The 24695-nt window shown below is 59.1% G+C and carries 23 protein-coding genes; 14 read left to right on the top strand and 9 right to left on the bottom strand.

The annotated features are described in order from the left end of the window. Positions 1-100: 100 nt before the first annotated feature. Positions 101-1552 (top strand): DEAD/DEAH box helicase, encoded by a 1452-nt coding sequence (locus GT003_RS16805; RefSeq protein WP_170312254.1) that lies wholly within the window; start codon positions 101-103, stop codon positions 1550-1552. A gap of 96 nt (positions 1553-1648) precedes the next feature. On the opposite strand, the gene GT003_RS16800 is transcribed toward GT003_RS16805, so the two are convergent. Then, complete coding sequence (locus GT003_RS16800; RefSeq protein WP_338045958.1) at positions 1649-2638, bottom strand: NAD(P)/FAD-dependent oxidoreductase; 990 nt, start codon at positions 2636-2638, stop codon at positions 1649-1651. A 193-nt stretch (positions 2639-2831) separates the two neighbouring features. Between GT003_RS16800 and GT003_RS16795 the strand changes: the two genes are divergently transcribed. After that, positions 2832-3668 carry an MBL fold metallo-hydrolase gene (locus GT003_RS16795; protein ID WP_161699846.1) on the top strand — a complete coding sequence of 279 codons (837 nt, stop codon included), beginning with the start codon at positions 2832-2834 and terminating at the stop codon, positions 3666-3668. Between the two features lie 201 nt (positions 3669-3869). Here GT003_RS16795 and GT003_RS32860 read toward each other — a convergent pair whose 3' ends face one another. From GT003_RS32860 to GT003_RS16785, 3 genes are all read right to left on the bottom strand, one after another. Continuing rightward, the gene (locus GT003_RS32860; protein WP_275589167.1) at positions 3870-3998 is read right to left on the bottom strand and encodes a hypothetical protein; all 129 of its coding nucleotides are present in this window, start codon (positions 3996-3998) and stop codon (positions 3870-3872) included. A gap of 142 nt (positions 3999-4140) precedes the next feature. Then, positions 4141-4974: a 1,4-dihydroxy-6-naphtoate synthase gene (locus GT003_RS16790; protein ID WP_161699844.1), complete on the bottom strand. Its 834-nt coding sequence runs from the start codon at positions 4972-4974 to the stop codon at positions 4141-4143. Next, the gene (locus GT003_RS16785) at positions 4971-5663 is read right to left on the bottom strand and encodes a futalosine hydrolase (RefSeq protein WP_161699841.1); all 693 of its coding nucleotides are present in this window, start codon (positions 5661-5663) and stop codon (positions 4971-4973) included. Before GT003_RS16785 ends, GT003_RS16790 begins: the two co-directional genes overlap by 4 nt. A 392-nt stretch (positions 5664-6055) precedes the next feature. Between GT003_RS16785 and GT003_RS16780 the strand changes: the two genes are divergently transcribed. The 7 genes from GT003_RS16780 to GT003_RS16750 all read left to right on the top strand — a co-directional run bounded on the left by GT003_RS16780 (position 6056) and on the right by GT003_RS16750 (position 12436). Beyond that, positions 6056-6616: a glutathione peroxidase gene (locus GT003_RS16780; protein WP_161699839.1), complete on the top strand. Its 561-nt coding sequence runs from the start codon at positions 6056-6058 to the stop codon at positions 6614-6616. A 101-nt stretch (positions 6617-6717) separates the two neighbouring features. Further along, the gene (locus GT003_RS16775) at positions 6718-7713 is read left to right on the top strand and encodes a quinone oxidoreductase family protein (RefSeq protein WP_161699837.1); all 996 of its coding nucleotides are present in this window, start codon (positions 6718-6720) and stop codon (positions 7711-7713) included. A gap of 70 nt (positions 7714-7783) precedes the next feature. Next, entirely contained in the window at positions 7784-8062 is a 279-nt protein-coding gene (locus tag GT003_RS16770) for a hypothetical protein (protein WP_161699835.1), read from the top strand. Positions 8063-8571: 509 nt separating this feature from the next. Beyond that, positions 8572-9021, top strand: a complete 450-nt coding sequence (locus GT003_RS16765) for a hypothetical protein (protein WP_161699833.1) — start codon at positions 8572-8574, stop codon at positions 9019-9021. A 287-nt stretch (positions 9022-9308) separates the two neighbouring features. Beyond that, a complete protein-coding gene (locus tag GT003_RS16760; protein WP_338045957.1) occupies positions 9309-10142 on the top strand; it encodes a sulfite exporter TauE/SafE family protein in 834 nt (277 codons plus the stop codon). A gap of 60 nt (positions 10143-10202) precedes the next feature. Next, complete coding sequence (locus GT003_RS16755) at positions 10203-11093, top strand: AraC family transcriptional regulator (RefSeq protein WP_161699831.1); 891 nt, start codon at positions 10203-10205, stop codon at positions 11091-11093. Between the two features lie 212 nt (positions 11094-11305). Continuing rightward, on the top strand, positions 11306-12436 hold the full coding sequence (locus tag GT003_RS16750) for a glycoside hydrolase family 99-like domain-containing protein (protein WP_161699829.1): 1131 nt from the start codon (positions 11306-11308) through the stop codon (positions 12434-12436). Between the two features lie 143 nt (positions 12437-12579). Here the strand turns inward: GT003_RS16750 and GT003_RS16745 are convergent, their stop codons facing one another. From GT003_RS16745 to GT003_RS16725, 5 genes are all read right to left on the bottom strand, one after another. Then, positions 12580-13005, bottom strand: coding sequence for a VOC family protein (locus tag GT003_RS16745; protein ID WP_161699827.1), 426 nt, complete (start codon positions 13003-13005; stop codon positions 12580-12582). A 200-nt stretch (positions 13006-13205) separates the two neighbouring features. Beyond that, positions 13206-14444 carry a multidrug effflux MFS transporter gene (locus GT003_RS16740; protein ID WP_161699825.1) on the bottom strand — a complete coding sequence of 413 codons (1239 nt, stop codon included), beginning with the start codon at positions 14442-14444 and terminating at the stop codon, positions 13206-13208. Positions 14445-14733: 289 nt separating this feature from the next. After that, positions 14734-14940 (bottom strand): hypothetical protein, encoded by a 207-nt coding sequence (locus GT003_RS16735; RefSeq protein ID WP_161699823.1) that lies wholly within the window; start codon positions 14938-14940, stop codon positions 14734-14736. A 140-nt stretch (positions 14941-15080) separates the two neighbouring features. Continuing rightward, positions 15081-16442: an outer membrane protein assembly factor BamB family protein gene (locus tag GT003_RS16730; RefSeq protein ID WP_161699821.1), complete on the bottom strand. Its 1362-nt coding sequence runs from the start codon at positions 16440-16442 to the stop codon at positions 15081-15083. A 263-nt stretch (positions 16443-16705) separates the two neighbouring features. Next, positions 16706-16876, bottom strand: coding sequence for a hypothetical protein (locus GT003_RS16725; RefSeq protein WP_161699818.1), 171 nt, complete (start codon positions 16874-16876; stop codon positions 16706-16708). Positions 16877-16985: 109 nt separating this feature from the next. Here GT003_RS16725 and GT003_RS16720 point away from each other — a divergent pair, with 109 nt between their 5' ends. The 5 genes from GT003_RS16720 to GT003_RS16700 all read left to right on the top strand — a co-directional run bounded on the left by GT003_RS16720 (position 16986) and on the right by GT003_RS16700 (position 24684). After that, the gene (locus GT003_RS16720; protein WP_338045960.1) at positions 16986-17915 is read left to right on the top strand and encodes a LysR family transcriptional regulator; all 930 of its coding nucleotides are present in this window, start codon (positions 16986-16988) and stop codon (positions 17913-17915) included. 47 nt (positions 17916-17962) lie between these two features. Next, positions 17963-18985 carry an adenosine deaminase gene (add, locus tag GT003_RS16715; RefSeq protein WP_161699816.1) on the top strand — a complete coding sequence of 341 codons (1023 nt, stop codon included), beginning with the start codon at positions 17963-17965 and terminating at the stop codon, positions 18983-18985. Positions 18986-19358: 373 nt separating this feature from the next. Continuing rightward, positions 19359-19559: a cold-shock protein gene (locus tag GT003_RS16710; RefSeq protein ID WP_112884929.1), complete on the top strand. Its 201-nt coding sequence runs from the start codon at positions 19359-19361 to the stop codon at positions 19557-19559. Positions 19560-19777: 218 nt separating this feature from the next. Then, positions 19778-20863: an AI-2E family transporter gene (locus GT003_RS16705; RefSeq protein ID WP_161699814.1), complete on the top strand. Its 1086-nt coding sequence runs from the start codon at positions 19778-19780 to the stop codon at positions 20861-20863. 143 nt (positions 20864-21006) lie between these two features. Next, positions 21007-24684 carry a response regulator gene (locus GT003_RS16700; protein WP_161699812.1) on the top strand — a complete coding sequence of 1226 codons (3678 nt, stop codon included), beginning with the start codon at positions 21007-21009 and terminating at the stop codon, positions 24682-24684. Positions 24685-24695: the final 11 nt, after the last annotated feature.

Here is a 24695-nt window from a genome sequence, read left to right as displayed (position 1 = left end):
CTCTTCAAGCACAACGGGCTCGAGCGCCAAGCATGCGGATGGGGTATACTGGCATCATAGACAACATGTGCGCGAAGGAGATCGGGTAACGAATATGGGCATGGAGATAAAAGGACAAGCATTCAAGGATTATGGGCTGAGCGCGGAAATTTTCCGGGCGGTCGACAGCCTGGGCTACGCCGAACCGACGCCGGTGCAGCGTGAGGTGATACCGCATGTGATGGCAAAGCGGGACCTGACCGTCCGCGCGCAGACGGGAAGCGGGAAGACGGCCGCGTTCGGCATCCCGATCTGCGAGGGGATCGACTGGGCGGAGAACCGTCCGCAGGCGCTCGTGCTGACGCCGACGCGCGAGCTGGCGGGGCAGGTGAAAGAGGACCTCGTCAACCTTGGCCGCTTCAAGCGGATTAAGGCGGTTGCCATCTACGGCCAGCAGCCGTTCGCCGCGCAGAAAATCGAGCTGAAGCAGAAGGTCCATGCCGTTGCGGGGACCCCTGGCCGCGTATTGGATCATATCCAGCGCGGCACGTTGAATGTGGAGCGGATCCGGTATCTCGTTATCGACGAGGCCGACGAGATGCTGAACCGGGGTTTTATCGGGCAGGTCGAGGCGATTCTGGAGCTGCTGCCGAAGGATCGGGTTACGCTGCTGTTCTCCGCGACGCTGCCGGCGGACGTGGAACGGCTGTGCCGGACGCATCTGCGCGATCCGCTTCATATCGATATTGAGTCGCCCGGCGTGGCGGTGGATCGAATCGCGCATCGGCTGTACATCGTCGAAGAATCGAACAAGCTCGCGCTGCTGAAAGCGGTCACGGTCGTGGATAACCCGGACAGCTGCATCGTCTTCTGCTCGACGAAAGAGGCGGTCGACGAGGTCGCCCGCGAGCTGCGGCGCAGCGGATATCCCTGCGACAAAATCCACGGCGGCATGGAACAGGACGACCGCTTCGCCGTCATGCACGCGTTCCGGCGCGGGGAGTTCCGGTACCTCGTGGCGACGGACCTCGCGGCCCGCGGGATCGATATCGAGCAGGTCACGCATGTCGTCAATTACGACCTGCCGATGGACAGCGAGAAATTCGTGCACCGGATCGGACGGACGGCCCGCGCGGGCTTGACCGGCGAGGCGATTACGTTCGCGGCGCCCCGCGAGGAGCGAAGGCTGGCCGAGATCGAAGGCTATCTGGGGTTCTCGCTGCCTCGCTTCGAGGCGCCTTCCGGGGAAGCGATCGAATCGGCGCGTGCGGCCTTCGAGCGCAAGCTGGCGTCGGTCGAGCGGCCGCGGCCGGACAAGCGGGAGCTCCTCAGCCAGGACATTATGAAGCTGTACTTTAACGGGGGCAAGAAGAAGAAGCTCCGCGCGGTTGATTTTGTCGGGACGATCGCGAAGCTGGAGGGCGTGACGGCGGCCGATATCGGCATTATCGCGATGCAGGATAACGCGACGTTCGTCGATATTTTGAACGGCAAAGGGCCGCTTGTCCTTCGCGCCATGAAGACGACGACGATCAAGGGCAAGCAGCTGAAGGTGCACGAAGCGAACAGTTAGGGCGGACAATAGGCTGTTATTGCAGATGGACGCAGCGAATGTTATACGGTAACAAGTTGGCGATGCGAGGCGGACAAATGCTGCATTCACCGCCAGTCAGAGCTGCTTCTCGCGGGCCTCTATCAGCGTTTTATGGATCCATATCGCGGCTTGCGCCCCATCGCCCATGGCGACCGTGGCCTGTTCGGAGTGCAGGGCGATATCGCCGGCTGCCCAGAGATTCGGGACGCTGGTCAGCTTGGTACGGGCATCCGTCCAAACATGGCGGTTGCGATGGAGACGCGCGCCGAGCCGGTCGGCCAGCTGCGTACGAACCTCGTTGCCGCCGAAGGCGACGAACGCCCGATCGGTGGCAAGCTCCGAGCCGTCTGCCAGCACGACGCCATGCATAACGCCGTCATTCCCGGCGGCGATGGCCTGGACGGGCTCGACGCGGTGCGGAATGCCGGCCGCCGCCAGCCGTTCCTCGAGCTCCGGACTCAGCGGATGCGTCTCCTCTTCTTGGCGCAAGTAAAGCAGGCGGTTTGTCCAATTTAGCAGCGTCAATGCCATATTGGCGCCGACATCGCCGGATCCGAGCACGAGCGTCTCGCGTCCGCGGATCTCGTAGCCGTCGCAGTCGGGGCAGACGAAGACGGTCAGCCCGAGGCATTCCCGCAGCCCCGGCCAATCGGGCAGCCGGTCCATGACGCCGGTGGCGAGCAGCGCCGTGCGCGCGTCATACACCGCGCCGTCCGCGCCATGGAAGCGGAAGCCGCCCTGCTCCAGATGCTCGGCCTCCGCGATCCGATCCTGGGCGATCCCGATGCCGTATTCGGAAGCTTGTCTGCGGCCTGCCTCGCGAAGCGTTATGCCGGATACGCCGTCCGGATATCCGAGCAGGTTGCGGTAATTCCGGCAGATCGAGGAACGGCCTCCGTCCGAATCGATGACGAGCACGTCGTGGGCGGCATAGCGCCCGAGCTGGATCGCGGCTTGCAGGCCGGCAAGGCCTCCGCCGATGATGAGGCAGTCGATCATCCGAGGCAACTCCTTTAATGGGGATTGACGCCGGGTAATCGTGCCCGGACATGCGTTATTTTCCATCGGGTCATCACTCCTCTAGTTTGGCAGGAATTCGTCGTTCTATGTGTCGGGCTGCTTAGGCGGACGAATCAACCTCGGCGTCTCATGCGGCCTATTCGATAGGAATGGTAATGGCATTTGGATGCGGCAAGGAAGAAGGTCGACTCCTTCGCCGAATCGGAACTTTATTACGAACGGAGGCTGCTGGCAGACCATGATCAAATTGCGAAAAGGCGCGCTTACGCTCTTCGAAAGCGCGTCGTACAAAACAACCTCCGCCGTCATCCAGAGCGAGGATGCGGTGCTTATCGTCGATCCGAGCTGGCTCCCGCACGAGGTGCAGGAGATCCGGCGGTACGCCGACGACGCGGCGGTGAACGGGAAACGGAAGTACGTGCTGCTCACGCACTCGGACTTCGACCATATCCTCGGCTGCGGCGCTTTTCCCGATGCGGAGATTATCGCGTCGGCCGCGGCAGCCGGTAAGGATGAGGCGGCCAAGGAGCGTATCGTGGAGCAGATCCGGGCGTTCGACGACGATTATTACTTGGAGCGACCGTACGAGATGCGGTATCCGACGATCACGCATGCCATTGAAGGAGACGGCGTGAGGCTAAGACTCGGCGCTTCGGGATCGCTTGCGCTCGTCTTCTACCAGTCGCCCGGACATAACGACGACGGCCTGTTCACCGTCGTAGAACCGCTCGGACTCCTGTTGGCAGGCGATTATTGGTCGGATATCGAGTTTCCGTATATTTACCACAGCAGCACGCTGTACGAAGCATCGCTTGCCAAGCTCGACAGCATGCTCGGCTCGCACGCTATCACGCGGTTGATTCCGGGGCACGGTGCCTCGACGACGGATCGGGCGGAGATGAAGCGTCGGCAGACGGCGGATTATGCGTATATCGCGGCCATGCGGGAGGCTGTCCGGGAGAGCGATCAGCCGGCGATCGACGCGCTCATCGCAGGCTGCCGGTTCCCGCGCAACATGCGGAAGTTTCACCGGGGCAATCAGGAGCTGTTCGAACGGGAGCTGCGCGGGGAGTAGGGCGGCGGCTTGTAGTTGGGCGCTGCGGCGGCCCCTGTTCCACCTGTCATTTACTCGTCGAGCAGGACCATATACGGCACGAAAAACACTTCCTCCGCGGAAGTGTTATTTGTTGTTCATTGATAGTCGTATACCCGCACAGCCGTACACCCTGCCGATCTGCGTAAGTCGGAGACTTGGTTCATCGGACTCCGTCACCAGTCAGCCTCCGTTCCGGCTGCCGCTGCCCTGCCGAAGTTCTTCGACGATGCCGGCGAACAACGATGCTTCGCCCGCTTGGATTTTCATGACGAGCGGATTCAATGGCATCCTGCTCTTGCTCTTGTTCATATAACGTTGCGTTCACCTCCCGTCGGTTCCTGTGTCTATAACAATCGATGACGCGAAAAAGTGCCTGCCGGCACAAAAAAACAGCCAAAAACGTCATTTCGCGTCGTTGGCTGCTCCTTGGGGGCTATGTGATGAAGGGTGATTAAGCGCGCAGCTTGGCAAGGTCGAACTCCGGCACGAGACCTTCCCTCATGGCACGGCCGAGCAGCGATTCGATGGCGGCGTAACCGCTGGCGCCAAGATTGGCGGTGAATTCGTTGACGTAGAGCGAGATATGCTGCTTCGCGACATCCGGCGACATCTCCTGCGCGTGCGCCATGACATAGTCCTGCGAGGCTTCGGGATGCCGCCAGGCGTATTCCACGGATGCATGAATCCAGTTGGTCAGCGAAGCCGTGTCCAGGGAACGGCGGACGATAATGGCCCCGAGCGGAATCGGCAGGCCGGTATCGGATTCCCACCAGCTTCCCATATCGGCGACCAGGCTCAGGCCGTAGTTCTGGTACGTGAAGCGCGCTTCATGGATGACGAGTCCGGCGTCGATCGCGCCGTCCCGAACGGCGGGCATGATCTCATGAAACGGCATGACGACGATGTCGAGGTTGCCGCCCGGGATGTTCTGCGCAGCCCACAGGCGGAACAGCAGGTAAGCCGTGGAGCGCTCGCTGGGCACGGCGACCCGTTTGCCGGCCAGCTCGGCGGGATTGCCGAGCTTGTCCTTGGTCAGCACGAGCGGTCCGCAGCCGCGTCCGAGCGCGCCGCCGCATGGCAGCAGGGCGTAATCGTCCAGCACCCAAGGCAGCGCGGCATAGGAAATTTTCAGCACCTCCGGCCCTTCGCCGGCGGAAGCCCAGTTATTCGTGATGTCGATATCGGCATACGTGACTTCGAATTCCGGCGCGCCGGGCACGAGGCCATGGACGAGCGCATGGAAGACGAACGTGTCGTTCGGACAAGGGGAGAAAGCGATTTTCATTCGAGCACCTCTTTCAAAATCTGGCTAGCGCGTTCCAGCGCTTGCAATGCGTCGCCGATCCGCCAAGCGGACCGATCCCGCGGGCCGACGGCGTTGGAGATGGCCCGCAGCTCCAGCGCGGGCAAGTCCAGCTGCCGCGCGGCCGTGGCGGCGCCGAAGCCCTCCATGGCTTCAGCCGCGGCACCCGGCACGCGCCGTTCATGCTCCGCGGCGGCATGGGCCGAGCCCGTCGCGGTGGACACGGTGAGCACGGGTCCCAGGCTCACCGGAAGACCGGCCGCGGCGATGCCCGCGGCCAAGGCGCCCGCGATGCGGGCATCGGCGGCGATACGGGCCGAGCCGAAGCCGAGCTCGTCCACGCTGGCGAAGCCGTCCGGGGTCTCGGCTCCGAGGTCGGCGGCGATGATGTCGCTCGCCACGACGATGGACCCGACGGCTGCGCGGCCGGGGAAGCCCCCGGCGATGCCGGCGCTGACTACAAGCGCATAGCGGTCGGCGTCCGCTGCCGCTGCGCCGCCTGCCGCGAGCGCGAAGGCTGTTCCCGCGGCGGCCGACGCCGGGCCGACGCCTGCGGCGATCACGTGAAACCGATCGTCGCCGGCGACGCCGCGAAGCACCGCTTCGCGCTCCGCGTCGACCGCGGTTACGACGAGCACGCGGCCGCGGATCGTACGATCCCTATTTTGCATGAAGTAAACTCCTCTCGAATCGAACAGCGTGTAGTCGGCGGGCTAAGAGAACTGTATCCCGTGCCCGACATAACGCCTAAATGGTTGCGTTGAGCCAAGAACTGCATCTCGTACATCACATGACCGCCGCCCAGCGCGGGTGAACCTAGCACCTGAAATCAACCTGAACAGTCCATGGTGGCGGGCACCTTAGTTGGCTTTTATTTTACTCCTGACGTTCGGCACATTCAACCTAAGCAGGTATCGGTTACGCTTCGATAGCTCCACCCGAACCGGCGCATGAGTTGATTGAGATGCCTCGAATGGAGGTTGACTTCATCGTCAGGGGATGGTAAAGTCAATTTAAATTGTATGCAATTAAATTTATAAAAATCAATTGGAGGAATACGTTCATGACAACGCTATACGACCTGCAAGCGACGACCATTCAAGGCAAGGAGCAATCATTGGCGGATTACAAAGGCGAGGTGCTGCTCATCGTCAACACGGCCAGCAAATGCGGATTCACGCCCCAATACGAGGAGCTGCAGAAGCTCCATGAGCAATTCGGCGATCAAGGCCTGCGCATTCTTGGGTTTCCTTCTAACCAATTCGGCGAGCAGGAGCCAGGGGCTAATTCCGACGTGCAAAGCTTCTGCCAGTTGAATTACGGCGTGACGTTCCCGCTGTTCGCCAAGACGGACGTACGGGGCGAGGACGCCCATCCGGTCTTCCGGCACTTGACGGAGCGGGCGCCCTTCCTCGGCTTCAACACCGACGAGCCTAGCGGCAAGATGCTGCATTCCTTCCTGAGCGAGAAGCTTCCGGAGTGGTTGGGCGACGACTCCATCAAATGGAACTTCACGAAATTTCTCGTCAACCGCCGCGGCGAGGTCGCGGGACGTTACGAATCCACGGTCGAACCGTTGTCCATGACGGCCGATATCGAAGCGCTGCTGAGCGACGCGAAATAACCAGCCCTTCTTCTCGAACCGAACAAGCCTTGCGCCTCCCGCCAAATCCTTCTCTTGGGATTCGGTTACACTAGAGAGAGACGACAGGAGGGATACGCAAAATGAAAGCATTGGTGTTTCATGCCTTCGGCGGACCGGAGGTGCTGGCGCTCGAGGATATCGCCGATCCGGCGCTTGCGCCCGGAACCGTGAAGGTACGAACGAAAGCGATCGGCCTCAACTACGCCGATGTTTATCGACGGCGCGGGCATTACCATTTGGCCGGTGAGCCGCCCTATATCCTCGGCTACGAGGGAGCGGGAGTTATAGAAGAAGCAGCTCCAGACGTAAACGGAGTCCAAGTCGGCGATCGCGTCGGCTTTGCGGACGCGCCGCATGCCAACGCGGAGCTCGTCGTCGTCCCGGCGGATAAAGTCATTCCGCTCCCGGACGAGATCAGCTTCGAGACTGCCGCCGCGGTACTGCTGCAAGGGCTGACTGCCCATTACCTGGCGAACGACAGCTTCGCCGTCGGGCCGCAGGACCGGGTGCTGGTTCATGCCGCTGCCGGCGGGGTCGGCCAGCTGCTCGTACAGCTGTGCAAGGCCAAGGGCGCCCGCGTGCTCGGGCTGACGTCCAGCGAGGAGAAGAGGGAAGCGGCGCTTCGGGCCGGCGCGGATGAAGTGCTGCTCTACGGTGAGGATTGGGCGGATGGCTGCCTGCGGTGGTCGGCCGCGCATGGCCGGGGCGAGCCTGGGATGGACGAGCCCGGCATGGACGTCGCTTACGATTCCGTGGGCGCTACGCTAATGGACAGTTTCCGGGCGGTCCGCACGCGCGGGACGGTCGTGTTCTTCGGCATGGCCGGCGGGGATCCGCCGCTCGTCGATCCGCGGATGCTGATGGACGCGAGCAAGACGCTGACCGGCGGGGACTTGTGGAACCATGTCGCGACGGCGGAAGCGCGGATCTCGCGGTCGGCTTCCTTGTTCGAGGACGTGCTCGCGGGCAGGCTGAGGCTGGAAGCGCCGCGAATATTTTCGCTTGCGGATGGCGCGGATGCGCACCGCCTTATCGAGAGCCGGACGAGCACGGGTAAGATCCTGTTGATCCCGTAGTTTTTGGAGTACGCGGGGACGCTGTGTTACAATGGCGCTACATGACCATAATGCACAGGGGGCAACCGAAGTGAGCGAGCAAATCAACATGATCGAGCTGGTGCAGTACATTGCCGGCAAAACAAAGGCGGACGCCAAGCTGATCGAGCAGGTGCTGCAGCACGAGCAGACGTTCATCAACGGCGCGAAGGAAGACAAGAACGGCGAAGTGAATATCGACAGCGACGAGCTGACGGACTATATTTTGAGCCGCCCGGGTTTGAAATCGGACGAGCTGACGGTAGAGAACATTTTGGACGCGGAAATGGACTACCTGATGGACAAAGGCATCGCCGGCTACATCGACTAAGCGGCCGAAGAGGATCAAAGGCGGAGAAGGACAGCAGCCATTGCTGTCCTTTTTTGCTATTGTGGGGACTGATTGAAAGGGCCGGTTTTCGCCGGGGGGACGAGCAGGATTTCGGACACCGGAATTTCGAACCTCAATTCGGCGGGTAGCCATCGAAAACAGCCTGGGGCCTCTAAAGTTGCATAAAAGGCACAAATTCGGCGTCCCAAAGGGAGGAAGAGTCTCTAAAGTTGCACAAAAGGCATAAATCCGGCCTCCTGGAGAGAGGATTGGCCTTTTCGACCTCTAACACCGCGCCATCAGGCTCAATCTTCACCCAGATGGAGGAGATGAGCTCCCAAATCGTGTGTTCCCTTTGCCCAACTTCGAGGAGCCCCATGGCCGGAATTAGGGTCCGCCCCTCTCGCACCCGGACCCGGCTCATATCTGCCCTGCGCAGCGGAGAACGGCACCAATTTGCATAGAATAGAACGTTTCTCTCTAACGCCCGCAATGGATTGGCGGGTATTTTGTCGTCCTATAGCGAGCTTTGGCAGGTAAGCGGAATATCTAAAAATAAAGTTGCCAAGCGGCAGGTTGCGACAATTTACACCCTTGTTTGCCTCTATGAAAGCGCTACAATTATAGTAATCGAAGCCCAGGAGGTGAGTACCATGAGCCATGAGGAAGAGATTGTAGAGGTGAACGCCGAAGCAGCTTCTATCGAGCTCGAAGCGGTTGAAGAGATCGCAGCAGCCAGCGAAGAAGCAGCGGAAGAAGCGGCTGAAGAAGCAGCTGAAGAAGCCGAAGCAGCCGACGAATCCGAAGAAGCCGCCGAAGAAGCGGACGATGCATCGGATGCATCCGAGGAGCAAGAATCGCAAGCCGGCGAATCCGAGGAAGAAGCTGAAGAAGCTGCTGCCGAAGAGGAAGTCGAAGCTGCTGCCGAGGAGGCAGCGGGAGAAGAAGCGGAATCATGATCTTGATCATTTCGAATAAACGGTAAGGGCTTTCCCGAAGTCCGGCGAGGACGCGGGGAAGCCCTTATTTTTGCATGCGGATCGGACTTGCAGCGCGTGCATGGCTTACCGCTTGATCATGCGATTCTAAGCCTATGGATGGGAAAAGAACGGCTAGTTCGCTATAATGGTACCTATATCCGCTGAAGCCGTCATATGCTGTCGAACCGAGGCCTGGCAGCGTGCCGGTCGCCGCTCGAAACGGATGTGCGGTACCCATTATGAAATGCGATATGAGGTGCGAATTCGTGTATCCAGCCGTTATGATGTGGGACATGTCCACATTGCTTGCCATGTTCGTATTAGGCCTTGCGGCTTCGACATTCGGAGCCATCGTCGGTCTTGGCGGCGGGGTGATTATCGTGCCCGCGCTGCTCCTTCTTGGCCCGACCTTGCTTGGCATGAAAATCGATACGGCGATGGCGGTCGGCGTATCGCTCGGCACGCTCGTTTGTACGTCGTTTACGTCCACGTTGACGTTCGTGAAGGAAGGCAAAGCGGATTTGCGAAGCGCGCTCTTCTTCGCGATTTCGAGCGGGCCGATGTCGATGGTCGGGGCAAGCTTGACCGCGCTCTTCGACCCGGATGCCTTTCGCCGACTATTCGGCTATTTCATGCTGTCCATGGTCGTCCTGCTGCTGCTTCGCAGCCGGATCAAGCCTTATCAAGGCAAATGGCGCTATGTGCGCGCTTATACCGACGCAGACGGGACGCAGCAGGAATACGGATTCAATGCGCTGCCTGCGCTGCTCATCGGCGGATTGGTCGGGCTCATTGCCGGTCTGCTTGGCATCGGCGGCGGGGTGCTGCTTATCCCGGCCATGCTGCTGCTGTTCCGCTTCCCGCCGCATATCGCTTCCGCCACTTCGATGGCGGTTATCTTCGTCTCCGCCTTGTTCGGAAGCGGCATGCATATCATCCGCGGCGAATGGGATTGGCTGCTTGTCTTGGCGCTGGCGCCGGGTGCGCTGCTGGGCGGCTGGCTGGGGGCGCGCATCTCGCGCCGCATCGGCAGCGTACTGCTCATTCGCATTATGTGCGGCGCCCTGCTGCTGTTCGCGCTGCGCATCATCTTGACCTAGAAGGGGGCGGGGAGCCTGGCTACGACCATTCCGATCGGGCTGCAGCAGCTGGCCCCTTATGTGCGTTATGTCCATTACAATGAAGGCGACGATACGTACAGGGTGCCGCGCCGGATCATTTATGACTACGAGTTTATTTATATTACAAGCGGCAGCGCGCTCTTCACCCTCGGCGACGAAGAAGTGCTGCTCGGGGCTGGCGATCTTCATATCATTCCGCCGCTCACGCTGAATGCTTGCCGGGTGCCGGCGGGCGGGGCGTTCGCGTATTACGCCTGCCATTTTGATCTGGTCTATATGGGGCGGGAGCTGGATTTCTCCGACGATATCTACGTGCAGGTGGATTATGCGAATCTTCCCGAGGTGCCCGTGCAGGAAGAGCTGCTGGAGCGGCCGGTGCAGACCGTTACGGACTTCGCGCTGCCTTCGTTCTATTCGACGGGCGCTTCGCACAAGTACAGCGAGCGGTTCGTCGACCTCCAAGCGCTTTTCGATCGCAAACCCTTCGGTTATCAAGCGCGCATGCGCGCCTGCCTGCTCGACATCATCGGCCTGCTGCTGGAAGAGACGCACACGTCGGAAGGCATTCGGCAGGACAACCCGCACAAAGCGATGATCGCTGAAATGATCGCTATCATGCACGGCACCGGCCTGCGGGCAGAGGCCGATCTGGAGCGGGTCGTCGGCCGTTACGGCATGACGCTGAAGTACGCGCGGACGTTATTCAAGCAGGCGACGGGATTATCGTGGACGCGCTATCTCACCCGGGTGCGCATGGAGCGGGCGAAGGAGCTGCTGCGCTTAGGCGGGCTCTCCATCGGGGAAGTGGCGGAGCGCTGCGGCTATGAAGATCTTCATTATTTCAGCCGTTTATTCAAGAAACTGGAGGGTCTGCCGCCGCGGGCCTACGCGGATTCCTTACGGGGCTCGGAGCAGGCAGCCGACGGATGATGAGCCTTTAAGCGCAAAATTCGCATCAACCTGCAGTTGTGGATACACGGTAATCTACCTCCACGGCGTGATGCCGACTCGTCATCCCCCTTTTCCCCCTTGCTTTCGCTGTTTGTGCAAAAGATGGCGCTCTCACTCCAAATACAGAACCCGTCCGGTAGCGTACGATGAAGTCAGCAAATCGGATTCTTACCAGCTGGAGGGGTTAACGAATGACGAAACCGTACGAGGTCGCGGTCTATTATTTTCCGAATTATCACGTCGATAAGCGCAATGAAGCCTGGCATGGCGAGAACTGGACGGAATGGGAGCTCGTGAAACGGGCGACGCCTCGATTCGAGGGGCATGATCTGCCGAAGGTACCGATGTGGGGATATACGGATGAAGCGAATCCGGACCACATGGCGCAGAAGATCGATGCCGCTGCCGACCATGGCGTGGATACGTTCATCTTTGATTGGTACTGGTACGAGGACGGGCCTTATCTGGAACGGGCGCTCGAGGAAGGGTTCTTCGGCGCAGCCAACAACGAGCGGCTCAAATTCGCGCTCATGTGGGCGAATCATGATTGGATCGACATTCATCCGGCGCTTCGGAACAAGCCGTATAATACGCTGGCGCAGGGAACGGTTAGCCGCGAAGCATTCACGAAGGCGACGGATCATATGATCGCTGCCTACTTCACGCGCCCGAACTACTGGCGGGTAGAGGGCAAGCTGTATTTCTCCGTGTACGAGCTGATGAGTCTCGTGAAAGGCTTGGGCGGCATCGAGGAAACGCGCGCGGCGTTGGAGGATTTCCGGGACCGCGTGCGCGCGGCCGGGCTTGGCGAGCTGCATGTAAATGCCGTCGTCTGGGGCGTTCAGATCTTGCCGGGCGAAGAGAAGATCACGAACGGCAATGAAATGCTGGCCGCCCTCGGCGTCGACAGCGTCTCCTCTTACGTATGGATTCATCATCAGGAGCTGCCTTCGTTCCCGGAGACGCCGTATGCCGACATTGCCGAGAAATCGGCCGCGGATTGGGAGAAATTCGCCCGCGAATACGGACTGCCTTATCTGCCGAACGTGACGATGGGCTGGGATTCCTCGCCGCGTACCGTGCAGTCCGATGTCTTCGACAATTTGGGCTACCCGTTCATGGGCATGCTGTCAGGCAATACGCCGGAGCGGTTCCAAGCGTCGCTGGAGCAGATGAAGCTGTTCCTGGAGCAGGACCTCAACGGGTTCCCCGCGTTCACGATCAACGCGTGGAACGAATGGACGGAAGGCAGCTATCTGGAGCCGGATACGAAGAACGGCTTGGCTTATTTGGAAGCCATCCAACGGGTATTCGGTGTCTGATAACCGCAAACAAGGCTCTGCGCGCCGTATCGGCGTGCAGAGCCTTGTTCGTGTTCGATCGCTTGATGAGAGACAAGCATGGCGCCGCTCCGCCAAAAACGAAATGAGCCTGTCATATCGTCATGGCGACCTGAGCGTAGCAATTACATCTTGCCTTCGGTGAAAAATTGGAACGTAATGCCGAATTTATCGGTAACGCTGCCATATGCAGGGCTGAAATGCGTTTCCATGAGCGGCGTGACGACTTGTCCGCCGTCGGACAGCGCGTTGAAGATGCGATGCGCCTCTTCGACATCCTGCAGCGTGATGCAGATCGTCACTTGATTGCCGATCCGGGCTTCATCGCCTCCGAACGTGTCGGAGAACATCAAGTCGGATTCGCCGACCTTAATCATGGCATGTCCGATCAGGTTGTTCGCGGAATCCGGCAGCGGGTAGTCGGGATTGGACGGCATCTCGCCGAATGTCTGCTTAAACAGCACCGAAGCGCCGAGCGCGCGCTCATAGAATTCGATCGCTTCCTGGGCATTGCCGTTCATTACGAAATACGGGGTCAGACGCAAAGACATCATCAACAGCTCCTCTGATTCTAGATTGGTATGGGCATCCAAAGAGTCAACAACCCTATCCAGTATCGCCACAAATCAAGTATATAATATCGAACACTTGTTCGCAATGGGATATATAAAAAAACCTCCCGAAGGAGGTTGAAGCGCGATGGAACTCAGTGCGATCGCCTATCGCGCATACCTTGCTGTCGCCGCACTTGCTATCGCCGCAGTTCGGCTGACGGCGCCCTGCGTCCGCGTCCGACCAGCAGAGCGAAGACCAGAACCGCGCCAAGGTCAAGGCAAGCGATCAGAATGCCCATCGGGACAGCCGTGTCGCTGCCGGCTATGCCGACGAACGGGGCCACGATGGAGCCGAATAGGAACGATAGGAGTCCTTGAAGCGCGGAGGCGCTGCCGGCGGCATGGCCTTGATTGCGCATGGCCAGCGAGAAGCCCATGGTCGAGACGATCCCGACGCTTGCGACGACGAAGAACAGCGGCGGAAGCACGAAGCCGAGCGGTGCGCGAGCGAGCAGCATGGCGAGCAGCGCGGTGCCGCCGGCTGCGGCGAGGCCAAGGCCGATGACGAGCAGCTTCGTTTCGTTGATCCGGCCGGCAAGACGCCCCGCGATCTGACTGGCGGCGATAATGCCGAGGCCGTTGACCGCGAAGCAGAGGCTGAACGTCTGAGGCGATACGCCATAGACGTCCTGCAGCACGAACGGCGAGCCGGAGATATAAGCGAACATGGCGGCCATGACGAAACCCTGCGCCAGGGCGTAGCCCATGAACGCGCGGTCCCCGATCAATCCGCCGAACGTGCCGAGCGTGTTCATAATCCCGCCTTTGGAACGACGCTCGGCAGGGAGCGTCTCGGGCAGACCGAACAGCACGGCGATGAACATGGCCAATCCGATTGCGCCAAGCACGAGGAACACGCCCTGCCAGTCCGTGAAGCGGAGAAGCTGCCCGCCGAAGATCGGGGCGGCGATCGGAGCGATTCCGTTCACCAGCATGAGCAGCGAGAAGAATTTCGTCAGCTCCGTGCCGCTGTACAGGTCGCGCACGATCGCTCTGGAGATGACGATTCCCGCAGAGCCCGCTAGACCCTGAATGAAGCGCAGCGCAATGAAAGTGCCGATACCGGGAGCCGCGGCGCAGAGCAGCGAAGATACGGCGTAGAGAAGCAGACCGACGAGCAGCGGGCCGCGCCGGCCTCGCACATCGCTGATCGGTCCCGCGAAGAGCTGGCCGAGCGCAAGCCCGATCAAGCAGGCCGTCAGACTGAGCTGGGCAAGGGAGGTGCTGGTATGCAGATCCTCGGCGAGCTTCGGCAGCGCGGGCAGGTACATATCCAGCGAGAGCGGCCCGAAGGCGCTCAGCGAGCCGAGCACGCCGGCCGTCCATAGACGCCTGGAACGCGGCATCGCCGCGGATAATTCCGATGATGAGGGCATGGATGGATTCCTTTCCTTGAAGCTAAATGAGTCGCTTTCGCGCGAGCATCGCAAAGGCTGGAACCATTATAGGGACTTCGTTCGCGGACTGTCAATGAAGCTCTCCCGAGGTCTCGCGGCCGAATCCGGCGGAATAACGAAGCATCCCTGCCCGAGGTCCGGCGATGAACCTGCCTTTCCTTTCCGTCGGGTCGTCGGGTTATTGTATACCGGGGCTGGAAGAAACATGTCTGAAACGCCAAAAGGCACCCCCGAGGAGGTGCCGTCTATCTGCGATCTGCACGTTTCGTTAACGGTAGGTCAAAGACCGCTGCGGCGACCGGCCGGCGTTCGCGAAGCTGCGGCGTACCTGAAGCGCGCCGGCGCCGGCGGCTTTATGAAGCCCGCCTTTCATGAGCGCGAACATGGTGCCGTGATCGTGGGACCGCGGCGTCAGCGAGCCGAAGGTCATCATATGGTTGAAGCGCACGATAAATGCGAAATCGTCGTAAGACATGGGGGTAAGTCTCCTTTTTGGCCCTGTGCGGCCGCTTGTTGATCGGATAAGGATCTTTACCCTTGTCGATATCCGGTTAAACAAGCGGCAATCGGTTCCGTCTCCGGCAGGCAGCTTGCGTGCAGGCGAGATGCCTTGCGTCAACTCAGATTCGCGGGCAGTTTCACCGCATGCAGCGTGCCGCCGGAACGGACGTACAGCATCGCGCCGGATTTGAGCGTCGATTCGAAGTCTCGCGAGCCGGTCTTCAGGCTGAAGACCGGCTTAACGGCCGCGAAATCGTACGCATCGAGCGTACCGTCGGCTTTTGCGACGAAGAGGCCGTTGCCGTACAGGTCGGTCTGGACCGGCTGGATCCCGTTCGGGAAGCGAAGGATCTGGCCGGTCGAGGTCTTCAGCACTTCGATGGCGCGGTCGTCGAAGCCCTGATAGAGCAGCCGGCCGTTGTGGACGCGGTACAACGGCCCGTAATCGCGCGGATCCGGCGCGGCCCAGCGCTGCATAGGCTTGCCGCCCGGACTGTAGGCGGCAAAATCATACTTCGCCACGCCCTGGTCCTGAAATACATACAGATCGCTGCCATCCAGGAACGCAGAGCCGTATGCGCCGCCGAACCGGTACTCGCCGGGATTCGCCGGCTGCGCGTTCCAGCCGTAGACGCGGTCGCCTTTCAGGGCACCGGTTTTCAGGCTCATTACGGCGATATGAAGCGTCTTATGGACGGGATCGTTGTCGCCGGCCATGAACGTGTCCGTCACGGAGTAGACGAGTCCGTCCTTCACGGCAAGCGGAGGCGATTGGCGGAACGACGTCCACAGCTGCTTGCCCGTCATCTTGTCGTAGGCGTTGATCTGGGTCGAAGAGAGCGCGCCTTGTACCATGTAATTGCGCAGCACGACGCCGTCGTCCTCGGTTATGCCGGTCAAGCCGCCCTCATATTCACCGCTCGTTTCCGTATGCTTCCAGAGCAGCTTGCCCGTCGCGCGCTCCAGAGCGTAGAGCGTCAAATTCTCCGTGACGTAGACCATGCCGCCGATCGGCTCGATGCTGGCAGCCTTGTCGGCATGGATCGCCGCCGTCCATTTGCGGCTGCCATCCGTCCCGAGCGCATAGATAGCGCCGTCCTTCGTCAGGCCGAAGACGGTGCCTTGATTATAGACCAACAGCGGCCTCAGGGCCGTGCCGTATTTCCACAGCTGCTTGCCGCTCGCGCCGTCGTAGGCTGCGAGCTGTCCGCCCTTCACGAGCGCGAACACGCGGCCGCTCTCGGCCAGCGCGGCGGTCATGACCGCTCCGTCCTGCTTGAACGTCATCAGCTGCAAGCTCCACAGCGGCTTCGCGGCCGGGGCCGACACCGTGCCGTAGAGGGGAGTGCTGCTGCTGACAATGGCTTTATCGGCATGAGCAACCGATGCCCCCGGCGGCAGTGCGGCCAGCGCGATTAATGCCGCGGTACCGAGCGCGGTAAGGGCTTTCATTTGTAAACGGCGATTTAACTTCATGTATAAATCATCCTTCCTAATATATAATTGCACCGCCATCCGCAGTCTCTGTCAAGAATGAAAGGCGTGGTGCGCGGAGAGATGCGACGATATGCTTCCAAACGCAGCTTGCCGGCATAAAATTGCTGGAGGGGGATCGACGCAGAAAGCGCCGGCTCCCATCATACGTTTCGTACGAGGAGGCCGGCGCTATTCATCCGAGCTGAATATCCGATTAAAAGGGCTGTAACAGACCGATCGTTGGAGGCGGAGGCGGAAATGCATCATGCGAACAGCGCCGTCAGTACGGCCTGAATCCGTTTCAGAATGCCCTTCGGCCGGGAAATGGCTCCCGCCTCGATTGCCGGCTCATGCATCCATTGCTCATCCGCCCGTTTACGGATGGCGTCCTCTTTCATTTCAGCCAGTTTTTGATGCTCGTAGTGGTTTAACATCGTTCATCACTCCATTGACACATAAATTGCAGTTTTGGTACTCATTCCCTTTCACTGCCTGAAGAAAGTTTATCATGTACTTCGATATCGCAGTTATCTATAATATTCGATAACGACAATCGGTTTTTTCGATGGAAGCAAGGGGGCGGCGAGCCTGGACATTCAGCATTTCCTTACCTTTCGAGAGGTGGCCAAGTGGCAGAACTTCACGAAAGCGGCCGAGAACCTCGGCTACGCGCAGTCAAGCGTAACGACGCAAATTCAGAAGCTGGAGCAGGAGTACGGCGTTATCCTGTTCGAGCGGTTCGGACGCAAGATGCGGCTGACCCAATCCGGGGAGCAAATGCTGCTTTACGCGAATCAGATCGCGGACCTCTTCCAGGAATCGAAGGCCGTCATCGGGCGGCAGGAATGCGGAACCCTCTGCATCTCGACGATCGAAACGATGGCCGCCTTCTATCTTCCGAAGTATCTGCATCGCTTCAGGCAGGTGTTTCCCCACATTCAAGTCATGCTCGAACCGGCTCAGGAGGAACGCGTGAAGCAATCGATCCGGGAGGGCGAGGCGGACATGGGCATCCTGCTCGACGTGCCGCTGTCCGACCCCGAACTGACGAGCATTATCATCCGGAAGGAAGAGATGGTCGTCGTCGCGAACAAATCGCATCCGTTCGCGCTGCTGGAGAAGGTGGAGTGGAAGCAGTTGAGCGGGGAGTCCTTCATCATGACGGAGCAGGACTGCACGTACCGCGGCGCGCTCGAGCGCGAGCTCAAGACGAGGCAGATCCCTTATCGGCTCGCGTTCGAGCTCGGCAGCATGGAAGCCATCAAGCAGTGCGTCTATTACGGCCTCGGCATCGCCCTCATCCCGAAGATCACGATCCTCTCCGAACTCGAGAAAGAAATGCTCTGCACGGTACCTCTCTGTATGGAAGACCTGTCGTTCTACACGCAGCTGGTCTACCACAAGCGCAAATATATGACGCCGTCCATGAACTACTTGATCGAACTCTTGACCGAAAGCCCGCAAGCGGTATAAGAAGCCCCGACAGATCCGAACATAACTAAAAAAGGAGCGTAGCGGCTATGGATATGTGGCATGCATTGCCGAAGGTCGATCTTCATGTCCATCTCGACGGAAGCCTGCGCCCGGATACCGCGATGGCCATTGCCGCAGCCGAAGGAATCGAGCTGCCGACGGCCGTAGAGGCGGATCTCATTCCTTATATGCAGGTGGACGATGATTGCCGGAGCTTGCCGGAATACTTGAGCAAGTTTGATTTTACGACCCGGTTCCTTCAATCCGGCGCCGCGCTGGAACGCGTCGCTTACGAAACGATGGAGCAGGCGGCCGCGCACAACTGCCGTTACATGGAAGTACGCTTCGCTCCGCAGCTTCACCGCCGCGGAGGCCTGCATGCGGAAGAAGCCATTCACTATGTTATAGAAGGTTTGAAGCGCGCGGAGCGGCAGTTCGATATCCAGGGCCGCGCGATCGCGATCTGCATGCGCAACCATGACCGCAAGGACAATCTGGAGGTCATCGAAGCAGCTGCCAAATACGCGGGCCGCGGCTTGGCGGCGGTCGACCTCGCAGGGAACGAGGCGGCGTATCCGCCGGAGCTGTTCCGCGACGTGTTCGCGCTCGCGCACAAACGCGGGCTGCCCGTCACGATCCATGCGGGCGAGGCCGCCGGCGCGGAAAACGTGTACGAAGCGGTCAAGCATTTGGGCGCATCGCGCATCGGCCATGGCGTCCGTCTGCGGGAGAACCCGGACATTCTGCGTCTGGTACTGGAGCAGCGCATTCCGCTCGAGCTGTGCCCGGTCAGCAACATTCAGACGAAGGCCGTATCCGATTGGGACGTCTATCCGATTCGGGACTATTTCGAACAGGGGCTGTTGATCACGCTGAACACGGATAATCCGAGCGTGTCGGGAACCGACATAACGCGCGAATACCGCATCGCGGCGGAGAAGTTCGGCTTCCAAGGCCGCGAGCTGGCGGCGATCGTGCGCAACGGGGCGGGGGCGGCGTTCCTGGAGAATGCCGGGAAGCAGGCGCTTATGAAGCGCATCGACGGGGAACTGGCGGCGCTGGGCCTGTAGCGCCCGCGGCCATAGGACGAGCGGAGCGCCATCTCCTTCGATGGGGAAAGCTCGTCCGAAATTTTTTGAAATCGTGATTCATTTTCTTCCTGGGCGTGTATATATATCTTGTCGACGGCATATAATAGCATTGGCAAGCAGTTGCAGCGCGCCCGCTTTGCAGTATAATGATAAAAAATTTGTAAAAGCTTGTAAGCTCATTGCAATTCAAAATCGGATATGATAAGATAACCTTAGTCATAAAAACACCTGAATTCACGTATTGAAAAGGGTTGTCATTTTGTGCAATGGTACCTTTTTCAATGTGTGATTTTTTTATTTCGCAAACACGAATAAAAAGTACATGTTAATTTAATTTATGGAGGAATTCCCCATGCAAACAGGAACAGTTAAATGGTTTAACGCAGAGAAAGGTTTCGGCTTCATCGAAGTTGAAGGCGGCAACGATGTATTCGTACACTTCTCCGCAATCGTCGGCGAAGGCTTCAAAACTCTTGACGAAGGCCAACGCGTTGAGTTCAACGTTGTTCAAGGCAACCGTGGACCACAAGCAGAAAACGTTGTAAAACTGTAGTTTTACCGTTTTCCTTAAAAACAGCCTCGCGCATCATGCGCGAGGCTGTTTTATTTTGTTCGGAATCGGCGTGGACCGGACCCCGCTGAACGGGCATCGCAGGGACCGATCGAAAATGAGCGAGCCGGTCGTCAGCTCCCCTTGTTTCAGCTTGGACAAACGCGGGTAAGGGAAGGGTATTGCATTGCAGTCTGGGTGGAATGCCGGGAGGTTTGGTTATGTCGCTTCAGAAGGGTTTTTTTCGCGTATGCCTGGGGATCATCGCATTGCTGCTAATCGTATACTTAACGGCGAAGATCAGTTTTATTTTCAGGCCTTTGCTGACGATTTTTAATATTTTGATCGTGCCGTTCATGCTGGCGGGCTTCTGCTATTACTTGCTCCGCCCGATCGTGAACGTGATGGTGGAACGGCGCGTCAATAAAGTTTTTGCGATTCTGCTGATTTATCTGTTCGTGGCGGCGATCATCAGCTTATTCGGCATCGTGGTGTGGCCGCAGCTGAAGACGCAGGTGGAGAATTTCGTGAAGGGGGCGCCCGAGCTGATCGAGGGCTTCAAGAATCAGCTTAACCGCCTGCAGGACAACCGGATGCTCTCCGCGTTCGCGGGCGAAGACGCGGATCTGTCCACGAAGCTATCGGACTACCTGAACAAAGGCATCACGGCGGCATCCGATTACGTGGCGAACGTCGTGGCGATCGTGACGAATTTCCTGATCATCATCGCTACCGTGCCCATCATCCTGTACTACATGCTGAAGGAGAGCGACCACATCCCGTCGTCCATTCTGGCCGTCGTGCCTCGGCGCTACCGCAAGGACGGACAAGAGGTGCTGAAGGAAATCGACTCGGCGCTCAGCGGATTTATCGTCGGGCGCGTCATTATTACGTGCCTGCTCGCCGTCATGCTGTATATCGGATTTCTGATTATCGGCCTGCCGTATTCGCTGCTGCTCGCGATCGTGGCGTTCTTCCTTAATATCATTCCCTACATCGGCCAATTCCTGGGGGCGATCCCGACGATTATCGTCGCGTTCACGGTGTCGCCGACGATGGTGTTCTGGGTCGTCGTGGTCACGATTATCGCGCAGCAGATCGAAGGCAACGTGCTGTCGCCGAGCATTTACGGCAGGCGTCTCGATATTCATCCGTTGACGACGATCATTCTATTGCTCGTGGCGGGCGAGGTTGCCGGATTTATCGGCATCATCTTGGCGATTCCGGGCTACATGGTCATCAAGATCATCATCGTTCGCATCTACCAGCTGTTCTTGGCGGAGAAAGTGGAAGAGCTGGTCGATTGACAGCGATTCGAAGCAACGGTTCATTTTTTCATGAACGTTGCTTTTTTGCGTGCCGGCAATGTTGAATTCAAGCCTGTCGAAGCCGATTAATGTGATAGAATCAATAGAGTTGCAAGTTACGCGATGGTGGAGGGACGACTAGGATGTTGAAGAACGTCAGATTTACGATCAGGTCCAAGATCATTCTCGGCTATTTGATCGTGCTCGTGAGCGTCGGGGTTTCGATCGCGGTGCTGAGCGGCAGAATGAGTACCATGGACAGGGAAATCGATTTCATAAATAGCCATGATATGGCCGTGCATGATTTGGCGAACCAGATCGAAGCTCGCGTGCTGGATATGGAGACGGGTCAGCGGGGGTACGTGATTACCGGCGACGCGTCCTATCTGGATCCATACACGGCCGCCAGGACGGATTGGATGGAGAACTACAGCCAGCTGTACCTGCTGGTAAACGATAACCCGGGCCAACAGGCCAATTTGCGGGAAATCAAGGCCAACGTAGAGAAATGGATCGAGATTGCCGGGGATCCCGTCATCGCCGCGAAGAAAGCCGGAGACGACGCGCAGGTGGCGGAGTTCTTCAAGCTGGATTCCGGCAAGAAGATCATCGATACGCTTCGGTTCGAGCTGAGCGATTTCCTCAGTATCGAGAAACAGCTGACGGATAAACGGGTCAACGATCTCGATGCCAAAAACGCCAGCTTCAAAATCGGTCTCTATATTATGCTGCTGATCGTGACCGTACTGGCGGTCCTGGTTTCAATTATCATCTCCGGGACGATCGTGGGGAGCATCAAACAGGTTGTCAAAGCGATTCACGATATTGCGACCTCGGAGGGCAAACAGGAGCTGCGGCGCATCGACGTGAGGACGCGCGACGAGGTCCGGGATCTATGCGAAGCGACGAACGGGCTGCTCGAGAAGCAGGAGCGGACGAACTGGCTCCAGTCCGGCATCGCCGAAGTCGCGGTCGCGAGCCAAGGCTCGTCGCATGTCAGCGAGCTCGGGCAGGCTTACATGGCGAAGATCGCGCTGCTGCTGGGCGCGAGCTGCGGCGTATTCTACGTTCGGCAAGAAGACAAGCTGGTCCGCAGCGCTTCGTTTGCCGCTTCGGGATCCCCGGCCGGCGTCGACCGGTTCGCGATCGGCGAAGGAATCGTCGGCCAAAGCGCGCAGGAGAGGCGGGTGTTCCTGCTGGATGAAGTGCCTGAACGCCATCTTCGCATCACGACGGGTCTGGGGGATTCCGCGCCCGCGAGCATCCTGGTGTTCCCGATCGAATTCGAAGGCAGAGTCGAAGGCGTGGTCGAGCTTGCCTCCCTGCAGCCGTTCACGCCGCTGCACGTGGAGTTGATCGAGCAGAGTCGCGGCAATGCGGGTACGGCGCTGAACAACGTCAAAGCGCAAATGGAAGTGGCGCGCCTGCTCGAGGAGTCGAAGACGCTTACCGAGGAGCTGCAGGTGCAGACGGAGGAGCTGCAGCAGCAGTCGGAAGAGCTGCAGGCGCAGTCGGAGGAAATGTTCGCCCAGCAGGAAGAGCTGCGCACGTCCAACGATTTGATGAAAGTGTCGGAGGAACGGCTCCAGCGGCAGCAGGAGGAACTGGAAGAGAGCAATCTCGAGCTGGCGAAGCGGTCCCAACGGCTGGAGGCTCAGATGAAACAGGCCGATGCGTTCAACAAGCAGATCGAGCAGCAGAACGCGGTCTTGGCCAAACAAGCCACCGATCTCGCAACGGCGTCCCGGTACAAGTCGGAGTTCCTGGCCAATATGTCGCATGAGCTGCGCACGCCGCTGAACAGCCTGCTCATCCTCTCGCAGATGCTGGCGGATAATAAGTCCGGCAATTTGCAGCCGAAGCAAGTGGAATTCGCGAATACGATTCATTCTTCGGGCACCGATCTGCTTCGTCTGATCGACGAAATTCTCGATTTGTCCAAGGTGGAAGCCGGACAGATGAAGATCGAGAAGGAAGCGGTCTACCTGGCCGATATTCGCGAAGGCATGCAGCGCAGCTACGAACCGCTGGCCGCCAAGAAGGGCATTGAATTCCGCGTGGAGCTGCAGCGCGATTTGCCGGAGTCGGTCTTCACGGACGGGCACCGTTTGCAGCAGATTTTGAAAAATCTGCTGTCCAATGCGTTCAAATTCACGCATCAGGGGCATGTCACGCTTCGGGTGCATCGACCGGGAGGCGCGGTGCCGAATGTCGCGGGCGGGGCAGAAGGCATCATCGCCTTCTCCGTCATCGACAGCGGCATCGGTATCCCTGCCGGCAAGAAGGAGATCATTTTCGAAGCGTTCCAGCAAGCCGACGGCTCGACGAGCCGCAAGTACGGCGGAACGGGCCTGGGCCTTACGATCAGCCGGGAGTTGTCCGCGCTCATCGGCGGCCATATCGCGATCGAGAGCGAAGAAGGCTCGGGCAGCGCATTTACGCTTTACCTGCCCGAGGAAGCGGATGAAGAAACCGCCGCCCGTCCCGTGCTGGAGGAAACCGGCGCCGCCGCCGAAGCTTTCCTCGCGACCGAGAGTCAAGGGGCGAAGCGCAAAGAAGAGCTGCTTGCGCCAAGCATCGAATGGTCCAGTCCCGAGCTGCTCTTGCCGTCTTCCCTGGAGGATGACCGCGACAGTATTCAGAACGGCGACCGGGTGCTGCTCATCATCGAGGATGATATCCGTTTCGCGAGCATCCTGCTCGATATGGCCAGATCCCGCCACTTCAAGGGGCTGGTCGCGCTCGAAGGCGACAAAGGCTTGGCACTCGCCCATGCGTACAGACCGGACGGCATCCTGCTCGACATTCAAGTTCCGGTCTTGGACGGCTGGTCTATCCTGGAGCGGCTGAAGCAGCATTCGGAGCTGCGCCATATTCCGGTGCATGTCATCTCCGTCGTCGACGAGCCGCAGAAAGGACTGACGATGGGCGCGATGGCATTCCTGCAGAAGCCGGTCGACAAAGCGCATATCGAGCAAGCGCTCGCCCGCGTCGAGTCGTTCATGAGCCGCGATCTGAAGCGGCTGCTCATCGTGGAGGATGACCTCGTGCTGCGGAGCAGCATGGTAGAGCTGATCGGGCACGACGACGTGCTGATAACCGCCGTATCGACCGGCCATGAGGCGCTCCGCGAACTGGAGCGGGAACATTTTGACTGCATGGTGCTCGACTTGGGCTTGTCCGATATTACGGGCTTCGAGCTGCTGGACCGCATCCGGCGTCTGGATCATCTGAAGCAGCTGCCGATCATCATCTATACCGGCAAGGACTTGGATATGCGGGAAGAACTGGAGCTTAAGAAATACGCGGAGAGCATCATCATCAAGAACGTGAAGTCGCAGGAGCGTCTCTTCGACGAGACGGCGCTGTTCCTTCACCGGGTGAAAGCGGACATGCCGGAGGATCGCCGCCAGATACTGGACCGCCTCTACAACAACGAGGCTGCGTTCGACGGCAAGCGGCTGCTGCTCGTGGAGGACGACATTCGGAATATTTTCGCGTTATCGAACGTGCTGGAATCTTACAATATGCGGATTTCCTTCGCGGAGAACGGCCGCGAGGCGCTCGAGCTGCTGGAGAAGGATCCGGACTTCGATCTCATTCTGATGGATATTATGATGCCGGAAATGGACGGCTACGAGGCGATGAAGGCGCTGCGAGCGATGCCGCAGTTCGAGAAGATGCCGATCATCGCGCTGACGGCGAAGGCGATGAAGGAAGACCGTCAGCGCTGCCTGGATGCCGGCGCCTCCGATTACATCAGCAAGCCGATCGATATCGAGAAGCTGCTGTCGTTGTTGAAGGTGTGGCTGTACACGTAACACTTCATTCC

This window comes from Paenibacillus sacheonensis (assembly GCF_009909195.1).
Taxonomy (GTDB): domain Bacteria; phylum Bacillota; class Bacilli; order Paenibacillales; family Paenibacillaceae; genus Paenibacillus_Z; species Paenibacillus_Z sacheonensis.
This window is presented reverse-complemented; position numbering and strand designations above follow the sequence as displayed.